The organism is Paenibacillus sp. USDA918EY (assembly GCF_009870825.1).
Lineage (GTDB): Bacteria > Bacillota > Bacilli > Paenibacillales > Paenibacillaceae > Paenibacillus_AQ > Paenibacillus_AQ albilobatus.
In genome coordinates, this window is the sequence record NZ_WTWY01000003.1 from 218,565 (window position 1) to 233,567 (window position 15,003).

At 54.6% G+C, this 15,003-nt stretch carries 13 protein-coding genes; 3 read left to right on the top strand and 10 right to left on the bottom strand.

The features are described 5' to 3' along the window. The first annotated feature begins 57 nt into the window (after window positions 1–57). The 3 genes from pepF to GQY55_RS08750 all read left to right on the top strand — a co-directional run bounded on the left by pepF (window position 58) and on the right by GQY55_RS08750 (window position 3,312). Window positions 58–1,848 carry an oligoendopeptidase F gene (gene pepF / locus GQY55_RS08740; protein WP_160040210.1) on the top strand — a complete coding sequence of 597 codons (1,791 nt, stop codon included), beginning with the start codon at window positions 58–60 and terminating at the stop codon, window positions 1,846–1,848. Between the two features lie 76 nt (window positions 1,849–1,924). After that, a complete protein-coding gene (locus GQY55_RS08745; RefSeq protein ID WP_160040212.1) occupies window positions 1,925–2,254 on the top strand; it encodes a LapA family protein in 330 nt (109 codons plus the stop codon). Between the two features lie 20 nt (window positions 2,255–2,274). Beyond that, on the top strand, window positions 2,275–3,312 hold the full coding sequence (locus tag GQY55_RS08750) for a M42 family metallopeptidase (RefSeq protein WP_160040214.1): 1,038 nt from the start codon (window positions 2,275–2,277) through the stop codon (window positions 3,310–3,312). A 172-nt stretch (window positions 3,313–3,484) separates the two neighbouring features. Here the strand turns inward: GQY55_RS08750 and GQY55_RS08755 are convergent, their stop codons facing one another. The 10 genes from GQY55_RS08755 to hemE form a co-directional block, all read right to left on the bottom strand. Then, window positions 3,485–5,287 (bottom strand): M56 family metallopeptidase, encoded by a 1,803-nt coding sequence (locus GQY55_RS08755; protein ID WP_160040216.1) that lies wholly within the window; start codon window positions 5,285–5,287, stop codon window positions 3,485–3,487. 3 nt (window positions 5,288–5,290) lie between these two features. Beyond that, on the bottom strand, window positions 5,291–5,725 hold the full coding sequence (locus GQY55_RS08760; RefSeq protein WP_373309143.1) for a BlaI/MecI/CopY family transcriptional regulator: 435 nt from the start codon (window positions 5,723–5,725) through the stop codon (window positions 5,291–5,293). Between the two features lie 133 nt (window positions 5,726–5,858). Next, window positions 5,859–6,905: a hypothetical protein gene (locus GQY55_RS08765; RefSeq protein WP_160040218.1), complete on the bottom strand. Its 1,047-nt coding sequence runs from the start codon at window positions 6,903–6,905 to the stop codon at window positions 5,859–5,861. A 20-nt stretch (window positions 6,906–6,925) separates the two neighbouring features. Continuing rightward, window positions 6,926–8,848, bottom strand: coding sequence for an ABC-F family ATP-binding cassette domain-containing protein (locus GQY55_RS08770; protein WP_160040220.1), 1,923 nt, complete (start codon window positions 8,846–8,848; stop codon window positions 6,926–6,928). Between the two features lie 152 nt (window positions 8,849–9,000). Beyond that, window positions 9,001–9,801, bottom strand: a complete 801-nt coding sequence (locus tag GQY55_RS08775) for a DUF92 domain-containing protein (RefSeq protein ID WP_160040222.1) — start codon at window positions 9,799–9,801, stop codon at window positions 9,001–9,003. Window position 9,802: 1 nt separating this feature from the next. Further along, window positions 9,803–10,417, bottom strand: a complete 615-nt coding sequence (locus tag GQY55_RS08780) for a fumarylacetoacetate hydrolase family protein (protein WP_160040223.1) — start codon at window positions 10,415–10,417, stop codon at window positions 9,803–9,805. Window positions 10,418–10,460: 43 nt separating this feature from the next. Next, window positions 10,461–11,189, bottom strand: coding sequence for a glycerophosphodiester phosphodiesterase (locus GQY55_RS08785; protein WP_036706640.1), 729 nt, complete (start codon window positions 11,187–11,189; stop codon window positions 10,461–10,463). Between the two features lie 39 nt (window positions 11,190–11,228). Beyond that, window positions 11,229–12,683, bottom strand: a complete 1,455-nt coding sequence (locus tag GQY55_RS08790) for a CapA family protein (RefSeq protein WP_160040224.1) — start codon at window positions 12,681–12,683, stop codon at window positions 11,229–11,231. Window positions 12,684–12,828: 145 nt separating this feature from the next. Further along, on the bottom strand, window positions 12,829–13,779 hold the full coding sequence (gene hemH / locus GQY55_RS08795) for a ferrochelatase (protein WP_160040225.1): 951 nt from the start codon (window positions 13,777–13,779) through the stop codon (window positions 12,829–12,831). Between the two features lie 37 nt (window positions 13,780–13,816). Beyond that, window positions 13,817–14,866: a uroporphyrinogen decarboxylase gene (gene hemE / locus GQY55_RS08800; RefSeq protein ID WP_160040226.1), complete on the bottom strand. Its 1,050-nt coding sequence runs from the start codon at window positions 14,864–14,866 to the stop codon at window positions 13,817–13,819. Window positions 14,867–15,003 lie beyond the last annotated feature (137 nt).

The window sequence follows — 15,003 nt, forward strand, 5'->3', positions numbered from 1 at the left end:
GCGGTTTCGTCAAGTGGAACCCATATTCATTCATCCCAACAATTAAGGAGGATTCCCATGGAAAAGCTATTGAAGCGTTCAGAAGTACCCGAAGAGCATAAATGGAATGTGGAGGATTTGTTTGACGGCCAAAAAGCCTGGGATCAAACCTACGCCGAACTTCAGCAGGAGCTGAAAAAGGTCGCCGAATTCCAAGGCAAGCTCGACAACGCCAAATCGGTGAAAGACTGCTTCGCGCTTGAAGACGATATTTCCCTTAAAACCGAACGTCTTTACGTCTATGCCCATCTGCACCATGACGAAGATACAGCAAACCCTACATACCAGGCATTGTCCCAAAAAGCGAAAAAATTGAACGTGCAGGTCGGCGAGGCGCTTTCCTTCATTACGCCGGAAATTTTGTCGCTTCCGGACGAAACGCTGGACGCGTTTATCGCGGATCCCGTTCTCGCTCCATACAAGTTCACCCTGACCGAAATGAAGCGCGAAAAAGCGCATGTGCTTTCCAAGACGGAGGAAGCGCTGCTCGCGCAGGTCGGCAACCTGTCCCAGGCGCCGCAGACGATTTTCGGCATGCTGAACAACGCGGATTTGAAGTTTCCGAAAATCAAAAACGAAGACGGCAAGGAAGTCGAGCTGACGCACGGCAACTACATCCAGTTCCTGGAGAACCCGAACCGCGAGGTGCGCGAGCGCGCGTTTAAGGCCGTATACGATACGTATGCGAAAAATAAAAACACCATCGCCGCCGCGCTGAACGCCAACGTCAACAAAAACATGTTTTACGCGAACGTGCGCAAATATCCTTCCGTTCTGGAAATGTCGTTGTACGGCGACAACATTCCGAAGGAAGTGTATACCAACCTGATCGACACGATCCATGAAAGCCTGCCGCTGCTGCACAGATACATGAACCTGCGCAAAAAGCTGCTGGGCGTCGACGAGCTTCATATGTACGACCTGTTTGCGCCGCTCGTGGAAGAATACAAAATGGACATCACCTACGATGAAGCGAAACAGACCGTCAAGGAAGGCCTCAAGCCGCTGGGCGAAGACTATTTGAAATCGCTGCAGGAAGGCTACGACAACAAATGGATCGACGTTTACGAAAATGAAAACAAACGCACCGGCGCTTACAGCTGGGGAGCCTACGGCACGCACCCTTACGTGCTGCTGAACCATAAAGACAATTTGAACAGCATGTTTACGCTCGCGCACGAAATGGGCCATGCGCTGCATTCCTATTATTCGGACAACACGCTGCCTTACCGCGACGCGCAGTACACGATCTTCCTGGCCGAAGTGGCTTCCACGACCAACGAAGCGCTCCTGATGGATTACCTGCTCAAAAAATCGACGGATCCGAAGGAAAAAATGTACCTGCTGACCTATTATGCGGACCAGTTCCGCACCACGGTGTTCCGCCAAACGATGTTCGCCGAATTCGAAAAGCTCATCCATGAGCGCGCCGAATCGGGCGAGGCGTTGACGCCGCAGGCGCTGTCGGAAATTTATTACGATTTGAACGTGAAATACCACGGCAAAGGCATGGCCGTCGACAAGGACATCGAAATGGAATGGGCCCGCATCCCTCATTTCTATAACAGCTTCTACGTGTACAAGTACGCGACCGGCTTCTCCGCGGCGACCAGCTTCTCCAAGCAAATTTTGGAGGAAGGCCAGCCTGCCGTGGACCGCTACCTCGGCTTCCTGAAAAGCGGCGGCAGCGACTTCTCGATCAACATCCTGAAAAAAGCCGGCGTCGACATGTCCTCGCCGCAGCCGATCCGCGAAGCGATGAGCGTTTTTGAAAATGTGATCGAGCAGTTGGAGCAAATGACGAAATAATGCATTCTAGGCACGAAAATCCCTTGTCCTTGCAGGCCAAGGGATTTTATACTGTCCTTAAGAAGGAGGTGTCCGCATGAAAATCCAGTGGTCGCTTATCGCCGGATTGGTTTTTGCGCTGATTACGGCCGTGTTCGCCGTCATTAACGTGGATCCGGTTCGGGTTAATTTCATGTTCAGCAAAGTCGACATCCCGCTGATCCTGCTCATCGTCGGCTGCACGCTGATCGGCGGCATCATCGTCGGTTCTTACGGAATCTTCAGGCAGTACAAGCTGCAGAAGGAAATCAAGCTGTTGAACGCCCAGCTCGCGTTTATCCAAAACGAGACGGGTTATACGCCTCCTTCACCGGAAGAACTGAAAAACGGCGTTTCCAAAGAACAAGAGGAATTGCCTACAACTTAATGAAAGAGGAGGAACTCCCCATGTCCATCCAACCGAATGAAGAATACATACTTACGTTTTTGAAAAAACTGCTGGACACGCCAAGCCCCACCGGTTTTACCGCCCACGCCTTGAAGCTTGTCGAGCAGGAAGCGTCCTCCCTCGGCGTCAAGCTGTCCTGGAACCAAAAGGGAGGCGCGATTCTCGAAGTCGAGGGCGAGGACGGCTCCCGCACGATCGGGCTCAGCGCGCATGTGGACACGCTGGGGGCCATGGTGCGTGCCGTCAAATCCGACGGCAGACTCCGCTTGACCCGCGTCGGGGGTTTTATGCTGCAAAGCATCGAAAACGAATACTGCGTCATCCATACGCGCAGCGGCAAAACGTATACGGGCACGATTTTGAGCACGCATCCTTCCGTGCATGTATACAGCGATGCCCGCGAATTCAAACGCGAGGAAGAAAACATGGAAGTCCGCATCGACGAGCTCGTCGAATCCAAGGAAGACGTGCTTAAGCTCGGCATCGGCGTCGGCGACTTCGTATCCTTTGATTCCCGCGCGGTCATTACGGACAGCGGTTTCGTCAAATCCCGCCATATCGACGACAAAGCCAGCGTCGCCGCGCTGTTCGGCCTGCTCGAATCGATGAAACGCGAAAACTGGAAGCCGAAACATCATTTGAAGCTGCTCATTTCCAATTACGAGGAAGTGGGACACGGCGCCGCCTTTATCCCTTCCGACATCGACGAACTGATCGCCGTCGACATGGGCTGCATCGGCGATGATCTCAGCTGCAAGGAGACCGACGTTTCCATTTGCGCCAAGGATTCTTCCGGCCCGTACGATTATGACATGACAAGCAAGCTGATCGAGCTGGCCAAAGCCGAAGGCATCCCGTTTGCGGTCGACGTGTACCCGCATTACGGCTCCGACGCTTCCGCCGCGTTGTCGGCCGGCAACAATATCCGCGCCGCGTTGATCGGGCCGGGCGTGCATGCTTCCCACGCGATGGAACGGACGCATAAAACGGCCGTGTTTAATACGTCCAAGCTGCTTGCGGCATACGTGAAAGCTTGATGTAAAGCAAATGTTTTCCGGGCAAGCGCCGGACCGACGGACCGGTTTCCATCCATTTTCACGGTGATCTATCATACCGAAAAAAAAAGCTATTCGATCCCTCTGATCGAATAGCTTTTTTGGTCGAAAATCCCCTTTTGCGGTGCGCGAAGGCGCTGCTCCTTCATTCCCCTTATTTTGCGGAACCGCCCATAGGCGCCGCAGCTCTTGGGGAATATACGGAGATATGATCCAGCCGCTGCGTTTGATGCGGACCGACGAATTTCAGCTCGTAATCCCCGAGCTTGTAAACCAGAATATCGTCGCTGCCGCTCGTTTTGATGGCGCTTGGTTTGCCCAGCGTTCGCTTAATTTCCGAAAAAGCGATTTGATTCAACGCTTGGCTTTCGTCCATCGGGGAACCGAAATAGCGGATATCGTATACAACTTCGCCGCGTCCGATGCCGAAGGCATACGTCCCCCGGCCCGCTCCGGGCGAATAGCTGTCGTAAGCGTAGCGGTCGGTCGGCTGCCAGGGACGGTCAGGTTCGCCCCAGGCGGAGTGAACCTCATCGATCGTAGTTTTTCCCGAAACAAAGTCCGCACCTTTCACTTTCCCTTTTTTCGCCAACGCCACGATATCTTTAATCAGCTGTTCATGCCCCTTCGTATCGGTTGCCTGCGACGGTTGTTTCGAGCCTGCCGCTTTTGCGCCTCCCGAAGAAGCGCTGCCTTTCGCGGACTGGAAGCTTCCGCCGGGGGTTGAGGCTGTATTCGACGCGTTCGAAGCCGAGCCGTTTTGGGCGGCATCCCCCACTGCGGCGTTGCCGTTTGTATCTTGCCCGGAATCGTTCCCGGCTGGGTTCGTCGCTTCGGCGGGAGTCGTCGCCCCCGTCCGGGTTTTCGCCGCGTTTTCATCGGCGGCGGTTTTTCCGTTGGTGAGCGCGCATCCGCTCAGGGCAACCATCAAGGCAAGCCCGGCCATCGTCCAACCGAGCGATTTTCTTTTGAAGTTTTTAATCATCAGTATCCTCCTTTTCAGCTGCTGCTTCGAGCCCGACAATCCCGCCGCTCCCGGAATTTGCGCGCGCAGCCGGCTTCTCTCAAGCAAGGTGATAATAGTATGCCCGTATTCGGGCACCTGCTGCGGGTCGATCCGCGACAGGGCCAAGGCGTCCGCCGAAAGCTCCTGATCCTCTCTCATTTTGTACAAGGCGTACCACAACACCGGGTTGAACCAGTGGATCGCCAGAAGCAAATGCATCAGCCAGTTTATGAAAATATCGGCGCGTTTCACATGCGATAGTTCATGCAAATAAATGTGATGGAGCTGTTTCTCATGCAGCCCCCTGCCGCCGGCCGGCATAATCAAACGGGGCCGGAACAAGCCGAAAAGCGTCGGCGTGGCCACCACGGCCGAATAGCTGAGGCGAATACGGCGCCTCATCCCCATCGTTTGCTTCGCCCGCTCCAACGCCTGAACATCGGCCGCAGCAGCCGGTTCCGAAAATTTGCGCAGCTTCGACGAAAAATGGATGTTCACGGCCACCAGCCGCAGGAGCATCACCGCAGATCCCAAGAGCCATATCCCCATCAACGCGTGCTTCAAGCTCCATGTTCCGGCGGCTTGATGCGGACCATCCGCCGCGGCGTCTCCCGAAAACTCGGGCTGACCAGCCACAGGGATCTCCGGGGTTGCCAAAGACGGCTCCGTTTCGTCCCCGGTCGAAGGCAGGGCCGCATCCGCTTCGTTTGACAAACCGGCCCCCGTCCACGCAAAAATATTGTCCATGCTGAACTCGCTGTGCGGGCCCGACGGAATCAGCAGCCTCAGCATCAAAAGCAGCCATAACGCGTAATGCCACCCGGGTTTTACCCGATCCCTCAAGACGCCCTTGATGATAAGTATAAGAACGGTCATGACGCTTGCCAGCAGCGTCGTTTTGAATACCCAATCCAAAAAAGCGCTCAACCAGGGGTTATCCAGCCATTGCACGGCCTATCCCCTCCTTTTCGATTCCGACTTCTCATCGAGCAGCCGCTTCAGCTCCTCGATCTCGGCGGGACTCAGCTCTTCCTCTTTCAAAAAGTTAACCAGCAGCGGTTTCAACGAACCGCGGTAAATCCGCTGCAAAAAGCTTTTGGTTTCGGCTTTCTGACACTCTTCTTCGGTTATGAGCGGATAATAGGAGTACGGCCTGCTGTCCGGGTGAAAAGCAACGGCTTCTTTGGCCACCAGCCGGTTCAAGAGCGTCCGAACGGTCTTCGGACTCCAGTCCATATAGGCGGCAAGGGCGTCAATGACCTCATTGGCCGTGAGCGGCGAGTTCTGCCACAACACCTTCATGACTTCCCATTCCGCCTCCGAAATGACGGGCAGTTTATGCAAACGGATTTCCTCCCTCCATGGATTACACGTGTAATCTCTTTTCATAATATTACACATGTAATCTCGGAAGTCAATCCCAACTTCGCCCATTTGCCCGAACCTGCGCCGAAAAAAAAGCGCTCCATCGATGATGGGCGCGTTCTTAATTCTATCTATTTCTCTATATTTCCGTTAGTCCTCAATCGGATGAACTGCTGCAAGAAGAGCTGCTGCACGAGGAACTGCTGCAGGACGAAGAACTGCATGACGAATCGCTGCTGCATGAAGAATCGCTGCTGCAAGACGAATCTCCGTTGCATGAAGGATCGCTCCAATCCGATTCCCCCTGGCGATCCGAATCGCTGCCGCATGACACATCGCCGTAGCTCCCGTCTCCATCGATGATATCAAACAAAATCAACGTATTTACGTCGCTGCCGGAATACGTGTACGAATCCGCTTTGGAAGAGAAGGCTTCCCGGGAATGAGATTTGGCCCCCGTTCCGCTTGCCTGCCCCGCCTTTGAACGATTGGGCGGCGTTGTCGGCAGCCTTTTTTGCAGCTCCGCCCTGCTTTGAACAACGTTTGCGAGATGCTTTACAAACTCTTGCACGGACGCGGCAAAAACATGGGACGGATTGTTTTTGAAATAATGTTCATGCAAAAAACCGACGTCGCCCGTCAAAACATGTTCCACAAATACGGGTTCCAGCTTTTTGCGCCCGAAGCCGCCCAGCAGAATCGTGCTTTCGGTGTGGATCTCGAATAAAACGGAATAAACGAGCTCAAACCAGGCCCTTTCCGCTTCTCCCGGTTTTGCGGATTTGCCCGTATGGGGCGAATGATGAATCATTTCCCCGAACAGGTCATGGCAAAACTCCTGGTATTCCCGGGAAAAAAGCAGGGCGGCATGCCAGATTTCATCGACCATTGCGCTGTACATTCCGACGCTTTTCATAAACATGTTCATAGCCAGAAAACGCTTGAATTCCAGCAGCAGCCACGAATACATCGAGTCCGATACATCCGGATGCCCGGCGAGGAACCGGGATCTCACGTGATCCCAATATTCCCCGTGTTTCCGAAACACCTCGTCGAACCGGGTTTGGATCGGGATCAGGAATGCATGCGGCCGAAAATCCGGCCCTTCAGGCGCCAATCCGGAAAAAGCGGTCCCCGGATAACCGCCTTGGGAACGTCGCGGCTCCTTTTTCCGCCCTTTAAACCACTTTTGAAAAATGCCCATAGGTCACCGCCCGTCGCCAATTAACTGTTTTTGCTTGCTTCGATTTTTTCCGCCAGCTCGTTTAAATACGTCCAGCGGTCCATCAGGTGCTCCAGCTCCCGCTCGGCTTCCTCCTGCTGCTGCAGCAGCTCCTGCAGAAGGGCGGAGTCGCTGTACGCTTCCTCCATCTTTTTCCGGATGCCGGCCAGTTTGTTTTCGCAAGCCTCGATCAGGCCATCGATTTGCTCGTATTCACGCTGCTCCTTGTAGCTGAATTTCAGCTTTTCGCGCGGAGCGGCCGCCGGGTCGTTTTTCGATGCAGAAGCCGGCTTTTCCGCCTTGCGTTCCGCGGCGGCAGGTTCGGCGTTTTTAGCCATCCATTCGCTGTATTCGGTAAAATTGCCCACATGGACCCGTACCCGTCCCTCACCCTCGAAGGCCAGCATTTTATCCACGGTCCGGTCCAGAAAGTACCGGTCATGGGATACGACAAACACGACGCCCGGAAAATCGTCCAAATAATCCTCGAGCACGGCAAGCGTTTGGATGTCCAGGTCGTTGGTCGGCTCGTCGAGAAGCAGCACGTTCGGCGCGGACATCAGTACCCGCAGCAAATACAGGCGCCGTTTCTCGCCGCCCGACAGCCGGGAAATCGGAGTCCACTGCATGGCAGGCGGGAACAAAAAGCGCTCCAGCATCTGGGAAGCGGTAATGCTGCCGCCGTCCTCGGACCGGATGACTTCCGCTTCTTCCTTAATATATTCAATCACGCGCATGCTGCCGTCCATATCCTGATGCTCCTGGGTGAAATAGCCGACTTTAACGGTCGGACCGGCGACGATCTCTCCCTCATCCGGCTGCAGTCTTCCGGCAATCATGTTCAGCAGCGTCGATTTCCCGCTTCCGTTCGGCCCCACGATGCCGATCCGGTCGCCGGGTACGCAAATATAATTCAGATCATGGATCAATAGCTTGTCGCCGGCTTTTTTGCCCACATGCTCGAGCTCGATGATTTTGCGTCCCAATCGCGTCGAGGCTGCCGACATTTCCACCGTGCCGCTCCGCGTCGGCCCCTGCTGCTCCTTGAGCGCTTCGAAGCGATCGATCCGGGCCTTTTGCTTGGTCGATCTTGCTTTGGCTCCGCGCCGGATCCAGGCCAGCTCATTCCGCAGCAGGTTCTGCCTTTTTTGTTCGGAAGCTTCCTCCCGTTCCTCCCTCTCCGCTTTCAGCTCAAGAAACTTGGAGTAATTGGCTTCGTACCGGAACAATCTGCCTTGGTCCAGCTCCAGCATCACGTTCGCGACCCGGTCCAAAAAATAGCGGTCATGCGTAATCATCAACAGCGCGCCGCGGCGCTTCTGCAAATACTGCTCAAGCCATATAACGGAATCGTTGTCGATATGGTTCGTCGGTTCGTCCAAAATGAGCAGCTCGCACGGTTCGATCAGCGCCTGCGCCAAGGCGACCCGCTTGCGCTGTCCCCCCGACAACGTGCCCATAGGCGCATCGAACCGGACGATGCCAAGCTTGGACAAAATGGTTTTCGCTTCGCTTTCCATTTGCCATGCCTGAAGCGCGTCCATCTGCTGGTTCAGCTTCAGCAGCTTTTCCTGCAGCGCCGAATCCGCGGGATTCCGTTCCAGCCGTTCCATCGTTTCGGTGTAATCCCGAACGACCTTGAGCTTCGGATCATTCCCCTCAAACACCTGCTGCAGCACCGTATTGTCCGGATTAAAATCCGGATTTTGCGCCAGGTAACGCACCCTGACCTGGTTTCCGACGGAAATGCTCCCGTCATCCGGCTGTTCCAGCCCGGCAATGACGCGCAAAAACGTCGACTTGCCCGTTCCGTTCACGCCGACGATGCCGATTTTGTCCTGATCCTCCATGCCGAAGGAAGCATCCTGAAACAGGATCTTTTCGCCGTAGCTTTTGGATATATGTTCAACGGTCATGATGTTCATATCGTTTTTCCCTACTTATCTCTTGAATTAAAAAGCATAATGCTATTTTAGCATACGGTTAGGTCCGATAGGAACAGGTGAGCCGTCCGTCGCCCGCCCATGGAAGCAATAAAACCGTCCGAATCCGGACGGTTTTATGAAATTCGATCCGATCAGAGCGCCAAGGCCAGCAGCCACGCCGCCAGACCGCCGACGCAGGAAGAAATAAAATTGACCGCGTCGTTGTTCATCCAGCGCCATCCGCGAATCCGGCGGGTCGGCCGTCCGCAATGCTCAAGCACTTCCACGTCTTTGCCGCATACAGGGCATCGGTACATGACCTGCACGGTCGCCCCCAGAAAGGAATCGGCAAACGCGCCGGCGAGCCCGCCGGCAAGCCCTGCAAGCCATAAGCCCAACCAGGCGGCGTCCGTCCGGGTCCACAAGGCGAACAACCAGGCGAACAACGCAATGGCAAGCCCGCCGACCGCGGCGGCTGCGCTGCCCATCAACGTGACGCCCCCCGACGTGCCGGGAGGAACGATTTTTCCCGTCAGCACGGAACGCGGCGGCCTGCGGCTGAGCCCTCCCCATTCGGTCGCCCAGGTGTCGGCCGTCACGGCCGCCATGACGCCGATAAAGGCGTAAATCCAACCCGGGTGAGGCCATACGGCATGAAATATGCACAGCAGCATGCCCGCGCCGCCGTTGGCAAATACTTGACCGGCGTCCCGCCTGCCGGTTTTGGCATAGGATTTTTCGAGTTCATCTTTATTTGCTTGTTTGAACTTCGACAGCAGCGAAGAGCTGACAAAAAACACAAGCAGCGTGCCGAACCATAACAAATTACCCGCGCCAAAATAAACCGTGCCCATGACAAACGCGGCAGCCGCCCCCGAGACGGTAAGCGACTTTTTCCAGTAAGCTCCTCCGGCGACGACAAAGGCGCAAAACGCGCCGATCAGCCAGAACATGTCAACCGATCACGCAGCTTCCGAGAAGACGTTCTCCCCAATACAGCTCAAACGTATCGCCGGCAGCGCAAGGACCCACCCCGGCGGGCGTGCCCGTAAAAATGACATCCCCTTCGCCAAGTCCGTAATTCGCGCCGATATAATCGACAATCTCCTGCAAAGGGAAAATCATATCCTTAATATTTCCGCGCTGCACTTCCTTGCCGTTTCGGCGTACCGTGAAGTCTTCGCCCTCTGCCGCCTCCGCTCCGGGAAAATCGATGAATTCGGAAATCGGCGCGGCGTTTTTAAAGCCTTTGGCGGCCGTCCATGGATGTCCTTTTTTCTTGATGCCCGTCTGCACATCCCGCAGCGTAAAATCGATGCCAAGCGCCATTTGGCCTATCAGGTCATCCACCTTGATGCCCGGCTCATAGGAGCGGCGCACGCGAAGAACAAGTTCTCCCTCGTAATGAACCTCCCCTTTGTTTTGGGGCAGCTCGAGCGTCTGACCCGCCAAGCGGGCGACCGCATGGGACGGCTTCAAAAAAATCATCGGCTCATCCGGCACGTCGTTTCCAAGCTCGGCGGCATGCAGCCTGTAGTTGCGACCGACACAATACACGTTTTGAATCATCCTATTCCCATCCTTTGCTAGTAAAAAATGTAGATGTTCCCGTCTAGCCCATAAACGTTTTTTTCCACACATCCGGCCGGTTGGTGCAGATCAAGATTTCCGGGGAAATATCCGCGATCCGTCTCATCCTTCTGGCGTCGTCGACGGTCCAGGCCATCACCTCGATGCCTGCCGCTTTCAGTCTTTGAAACAGCTCCGGGTCCAAATTCGGATGGCCGATCGACAAGAAGGAGCATCCCAACGCCTGAAGCCGCTCGACAAGGTCCTTTGGTTTGGCATCGATGATCAGACCGGTTTGAATATCCGGATTGATTTCCTTCACTTTACGGAGCGCCCCGGCGTCAAAGGAAGTCAGCACGACGTCCTGCTCCATATGATACGAAGCGACCCGGTCGATCACCGCCTGCTCCAATCCCGGGTACATGTTTCCCGACGTTTTAAGCTCGATGTTAAGCCGGACCCGGCCGCAGCAAAGATGAAGCACCTCGGTGAGAGAAGGAATCCGCTCTCCGTGATAATCCCTGCTTTTCCAGCTTCCTGCGTCGAACCGGAGAAGCTGCTGCCACGTATAATCCTTTACTTTGCCCGTGCCGGTCGTCGTCCGGTCCAGGGTAAAATCATGGATGACCACGGGAATCCCGTCGATCGTAAGCTGGGTATCGATTTCGATCCACTGAACAAAGGGTTCGGCTATAGCCATTCGAAAAGCAGCCATCGTGTTCTCCGGCGCTATACCCGAAAAACCGCGATGAGCCACGCACAGATTGTTCATCCTTCTCCCCCCAAACGTAAGGTTTCAAAGTTAGCCTGCTTAAGATCCCGGCGTTACGACGCCGTCCCCGGAAATTTTGACGCCGCCGATCGATAGATTTTGCAGCTCTTTCATGAGCTGGCTTCCCTCCTGCGCATTCATCGGTACGGGCTGGCCAAGCTCCGCATGGAACGGCACCAGCTTCATGCTGCAGCCCGACTTTTTGCATGTCGCTTGAAATACGGCCGTTTTCCACGTCGACGGCGTGCCCGATTTCGTGAAAATAAAGTTGCCTGTACTGTAAGCAATCCATTTTCCCTTATACTGCTCCAAGCCTTGCAGAACATGGGGATGCCCGCCAATAATCAGGTCGGCCCCCGCATCGATAAAATCATGCCCCAGCTTTTTTTGAATATCGTTCGGCGTAAGGGCGCGTTCGATCCCCCAGTGCACCATGACGATGACGAGATCGGCTTTTTTGCGGGCTTCGCCGATCGTGGCGATGACGCGCGATGCCTTATCGTAAGCGCTGGCCACGCCGGGCTTGTTCGTTCCGGCCGCCCAGTTCGTCTCCGGGTAAACCCGGCTCGCGCCGATGACGGCGATCTTCATGCCTCCGCGCTCGAAATACACCGGTTGATAAGCGCGATCCGCGTCTTTCCCTGCGCCGACGTACTGGATGCCGCTTTGATCCAAATAGTTGATCGTATCCAGCAAACCGACCTCGCCTTGGTCGAGAATATGGTTGTTGCCGAGATTGACCACATCCATCCCCGCGGCCCGCAGCGCTTCCAGCGCTTGCGGCGAGGACTTGAACACGAATTGTTTGTTTTGGGCGCTTACTCCGCCCGTCGTGACAGGCGTCTCCAGATTGCCGAGCGTAAGATCGTCTTTTTTGAACATGTCTCCCAAATAATGAAACGGGTATGAGTAACCGTTTTTTTCAAGCAGCGTTTCCACTTTGCCCGAAAAAATCATGTCCCCGACAAAATGGATCGTGACGGATTTCCCGTCATCCTTCATTATACTATGTTCCTTTGCCGCTTCAGAGTCCTCGGCACCGGCGTCTTTCCCGCCGTCTCCTTGATCGGCGGCATCTGCCGGCGGATTGTCCTTGTTCTGCTGCGGCGGCTGTTTTTGCCCATCGTTCTCCTGTGTTTCTCCCGTCTGCTGCGTTTGCGATTGCGCCTTTCCCGGCTTATCCGGCTTCTCTGCAGGCTCCTCCTTCGCCGGATCGGCAGCCTCGGCTTCAGGCTCATCTTTCTTGGAGCCCGCATCGGAGTCCGGCGCCGTGCCGTTATCCTTGGCCGCGGTTTCGTTCCGTTCCGTATTCGCGGATGACGGCTGCTGCTGCGGGACTCCTGCCGCGCCACGATTTTCGGCAAGAAAATAAGTAGCAAGCAAAATGACAATCATCAGAAGCAAACAAGCGTTGAGGGTGAGCCACAGCCGTCTCTGCTTCTTTTTCCGGTTCTTGGAACCGGTTCGTTTTTTTTGTGACCTCGGCGGATACATCGCTCCTCCTTAAAATAAACAGTTTGGAATCTTTGAAAATCCTAATTTTTAGTAGATTTCCTCCAGAATCCATACTATTATATCAGGCCCTCAGAAGCAAATAGAACCCCCCGCAAGCGGAGGGTTCCTTTAACGATGTCCCGTTTTAGGCCAATTTCGATTTTTGAAGCTGTTCGACGATTGCGTCGCGCAGCGTCTCCATATACAGCGGGTCGCTGTTCAGCATGTCGATGCGCATGAGGCGCATGTCCAGCTCTTTGGCGACTTCCTGGGCTTCGATATCCAAGTCGTACAGCACTTCGAGATGGTCGGATACGAAGCCGATCGGAGCGACCAGCACGTTTTTGACCTGCTCTTTGCTCAGGCTGCGGAGCGTGTCGAGAATGTCCGGTCCGAGCCATGGTTCCGCGGTGCGTCCCGCGCTTTGCCAAGCAAACTGCCAAGACGTGATGCCGGTTTTTTCGGCAATCGCGCGCGAAGTCTCAAGCAGCTGCTCCGGATACGGATCGCCGGCCTTCAAGATTCTTTCCGGCAGGCTGTGCGCGCTGAACAGCACGCGGACTTCGCTTGGCTCCGCTCCCGCTTCCTTGAAGAGGTCCAGCTTCGCTTTGACGCGGCGGCTGAACGCTTCGATCAGCTGCGGATGCAGATGATAGCTTTTGACGAACGTGAATTCCACCCCGACTTCGTCCGCTTTGGCTTGGGCGCGTTTGACATAGCTCTCCACGCTCATCGTGGAATAATGCGGGGCAAGAACGATCCCAACCGCTTTTTTGATGCCGTCCTTCGCCATCCGCTCGATGCCGTCTTCAATGAACGGGCTGGCATGCTTAAGCCCCTGATAGCAGACGTATTCGACGTCCAGCAACCGGCTCTCGGTGTCGAGCGCCTCCTGCAGGTTTTCTACTTGATGGTTCGTATTTTCGCGAAGCGGGAACACGCCGCCCACGATCGCTTTATAACGGTCCGTCAGCTCTTCGAGCTGCTCGGGGGAAGGCGCATGTCCGCGGCGGATGTGCGTGTAATACGCTTCAATGCCTTCCATGCTTTCCGGAGTGCCGTAGGACATGACTAAAACGCCGATTTTGGTTTTCACGAAGCAATCACCTCTACTAAATATTGAACTTGATTTATCATTTGCCTTGTTTCAAAGCCGATGCCGAGTACTCATGAATATATTCCGTCAATTCCTTGAGTTTATCCAGCGACGCTTCCGGGAACAGGCCGTGTCCCAAATTAAAAATAAACCCGGGCTCCGCGATCCCTTCATCGATGATTTCTTTGGCATACCGTTTGATCGTCTCCATAGGCGCGGTCAAAACATAAGGATCGAGGTTGCCCTGCATCGCGAATTTGCCTCCCGTCCGTTTCCGACCTTCCGCGATCGACACCCGCCAATCCAGCCCGATGACGTCCGCCTGAAGCTTGTTCAGCGTCGGCAGCAGCTCGCCGGAGCTTACGCCCGGGAAATAAATTTTTGGTACATTCAAATCCGAAAGTTCGGCAAAGATACGGGTAATGGTAGGCAGCACATAGATTTGAAAATCTTTCGGCGCAAGCGCCCCCACCCAGCTGTCGAACAGCTGGAACGCCTTGCCTCCGTTTTGGATATGGGACCGCACATAGGTAATGACCATGTCTCCAAGCTTGTCCATCAGCAACTGCCATACTTCCGGCTCGCTGTACATCAGCGTTTTCGTTAAAATATAGCTTTTGGACGGACGGCCTTCGATCAAGTAGCTCGCAATCGTAAACGGCGCTCCGGCAAACGTGATCAGCGGAACCTGAAGCTCGCGGTCGAGGATGCGAATGGTCTCCATAATATGGGATAAGTCCTTTTCCACGTCGATCGGGCGCAGCTTCTCCACGTCCGCTTTGCTTCGGATCGGGTTGTCGATCACCGGTCCGATATTTTTAACAATATCGAAATCGACGCCGAGGGAAGCGACCGGATTCATGATGTCCGAATACAAAATGGCCGCGTCTACGCCCAGTTTCCGTACGGGCATCATCGTGATTTCGGCCGCAAGCTCCGGCTGCCGGCATATTTCAAGCAGCGTATATTTTTCTTTTATTTTGCGGTATTCAGGGTCGTATCTGCCCGCTTGTCTCATATACCAGACAGGTACATGGCCGATGTCCTGTTTGTAGCTGGCGCGTATGAGCGTGTCGTTATAGGTCATGAAGGGGCCTCCAATGTTTTTTAGAATTTCTCTAATCTATATTATGCCCTTTTTAAAAGTAAGTAACAACCGGATGTCCGCAAATTCGGGTGACAATAGTATGACAACTGTGACATGGGTCCTTTGCGCAAATATGC

Excerpts from the sequence above, each read along its gene's own strand:
- GQY55_RS08790 (WP_160040224.1), bottom strand. The coding sequence starts at position 12,683 with ATGTATCCGCCGAGGTCACAAAAAAAACGAACCGGTTCCAAGAACCGG.
- GQY55_RS08745 (WP_160040212.1), top strand. The coding sequence starts at position 1,925 with ATGAAAATCCAGTGGTCGCTTATCGCCGGATTGGTTTTTGCGCTGATT.
- GQY55_RS08780 (WP_160040223.1), bottom strand. The coding sequence starts at position 10,417 with ATGATTCAAAACGTGTATTGTGTCGGTCGCAACTACAGGCTGCATGCC.
- GQY55_RS08760 (WP_373309143.1), bottom strand. The coding sequence starts at position 5,725 with ATGAAAAGAGATTACACGTGTAATCCATGGAGGGAGGAAATCCGTTTG.
- GQY55_RS08775 (WP_160040222.1), bottom strand. The coding sequence starts at position 9,801 with ATGTTCTGGCTGATCGGCGCGTTTTGCGCCTTTGTCGTCGCCGGAGGA.
- pepF (WP_160040210.1), top strand. The coding sequence starts at position 58 with ATGGAAAAGCTATTGAAGCGTTCAGAAGTACCCGAAGAGCATAAATGG.
- GQY55_RS08750 (WP_160040214.1), top strand. The coding sequence starts at position 2,275 with ATGTCCATCCAACCGAATGAAGAATACATACTTACGTTTTTGAAAAAA.
- hemE (WP_160040226.1), bottom strand. The coding sequence starts at position 14,866 with ATGACCTATAACGACACGCTCATACGCGCCAGCTACAAACAGGACATC.
- GQY55_RS08765 (WP_160040218.1), bottom strand. The coding sequence starts at position 6,905 with ATGGGCATTTTTCAAAAGTGGTTTAAAGGGCGGAAAAAGGAGCCGCGA.
- GQY55_RS08785 (WP_036706640.1), bottom strand. The coding sequence starts at position 11,189 with ATGAACAATCTGTGCGTGGCTCATCGCGGTTTTTCGGGTATAGCGCCG.
- GQY55_RS08770 (WP_160040220.1), bottom strand. The coding sequence starts at position 8,848 with ATGAACATCATGACCGTTGAACATATATCCAAAAGCTACGGCGAAAAG.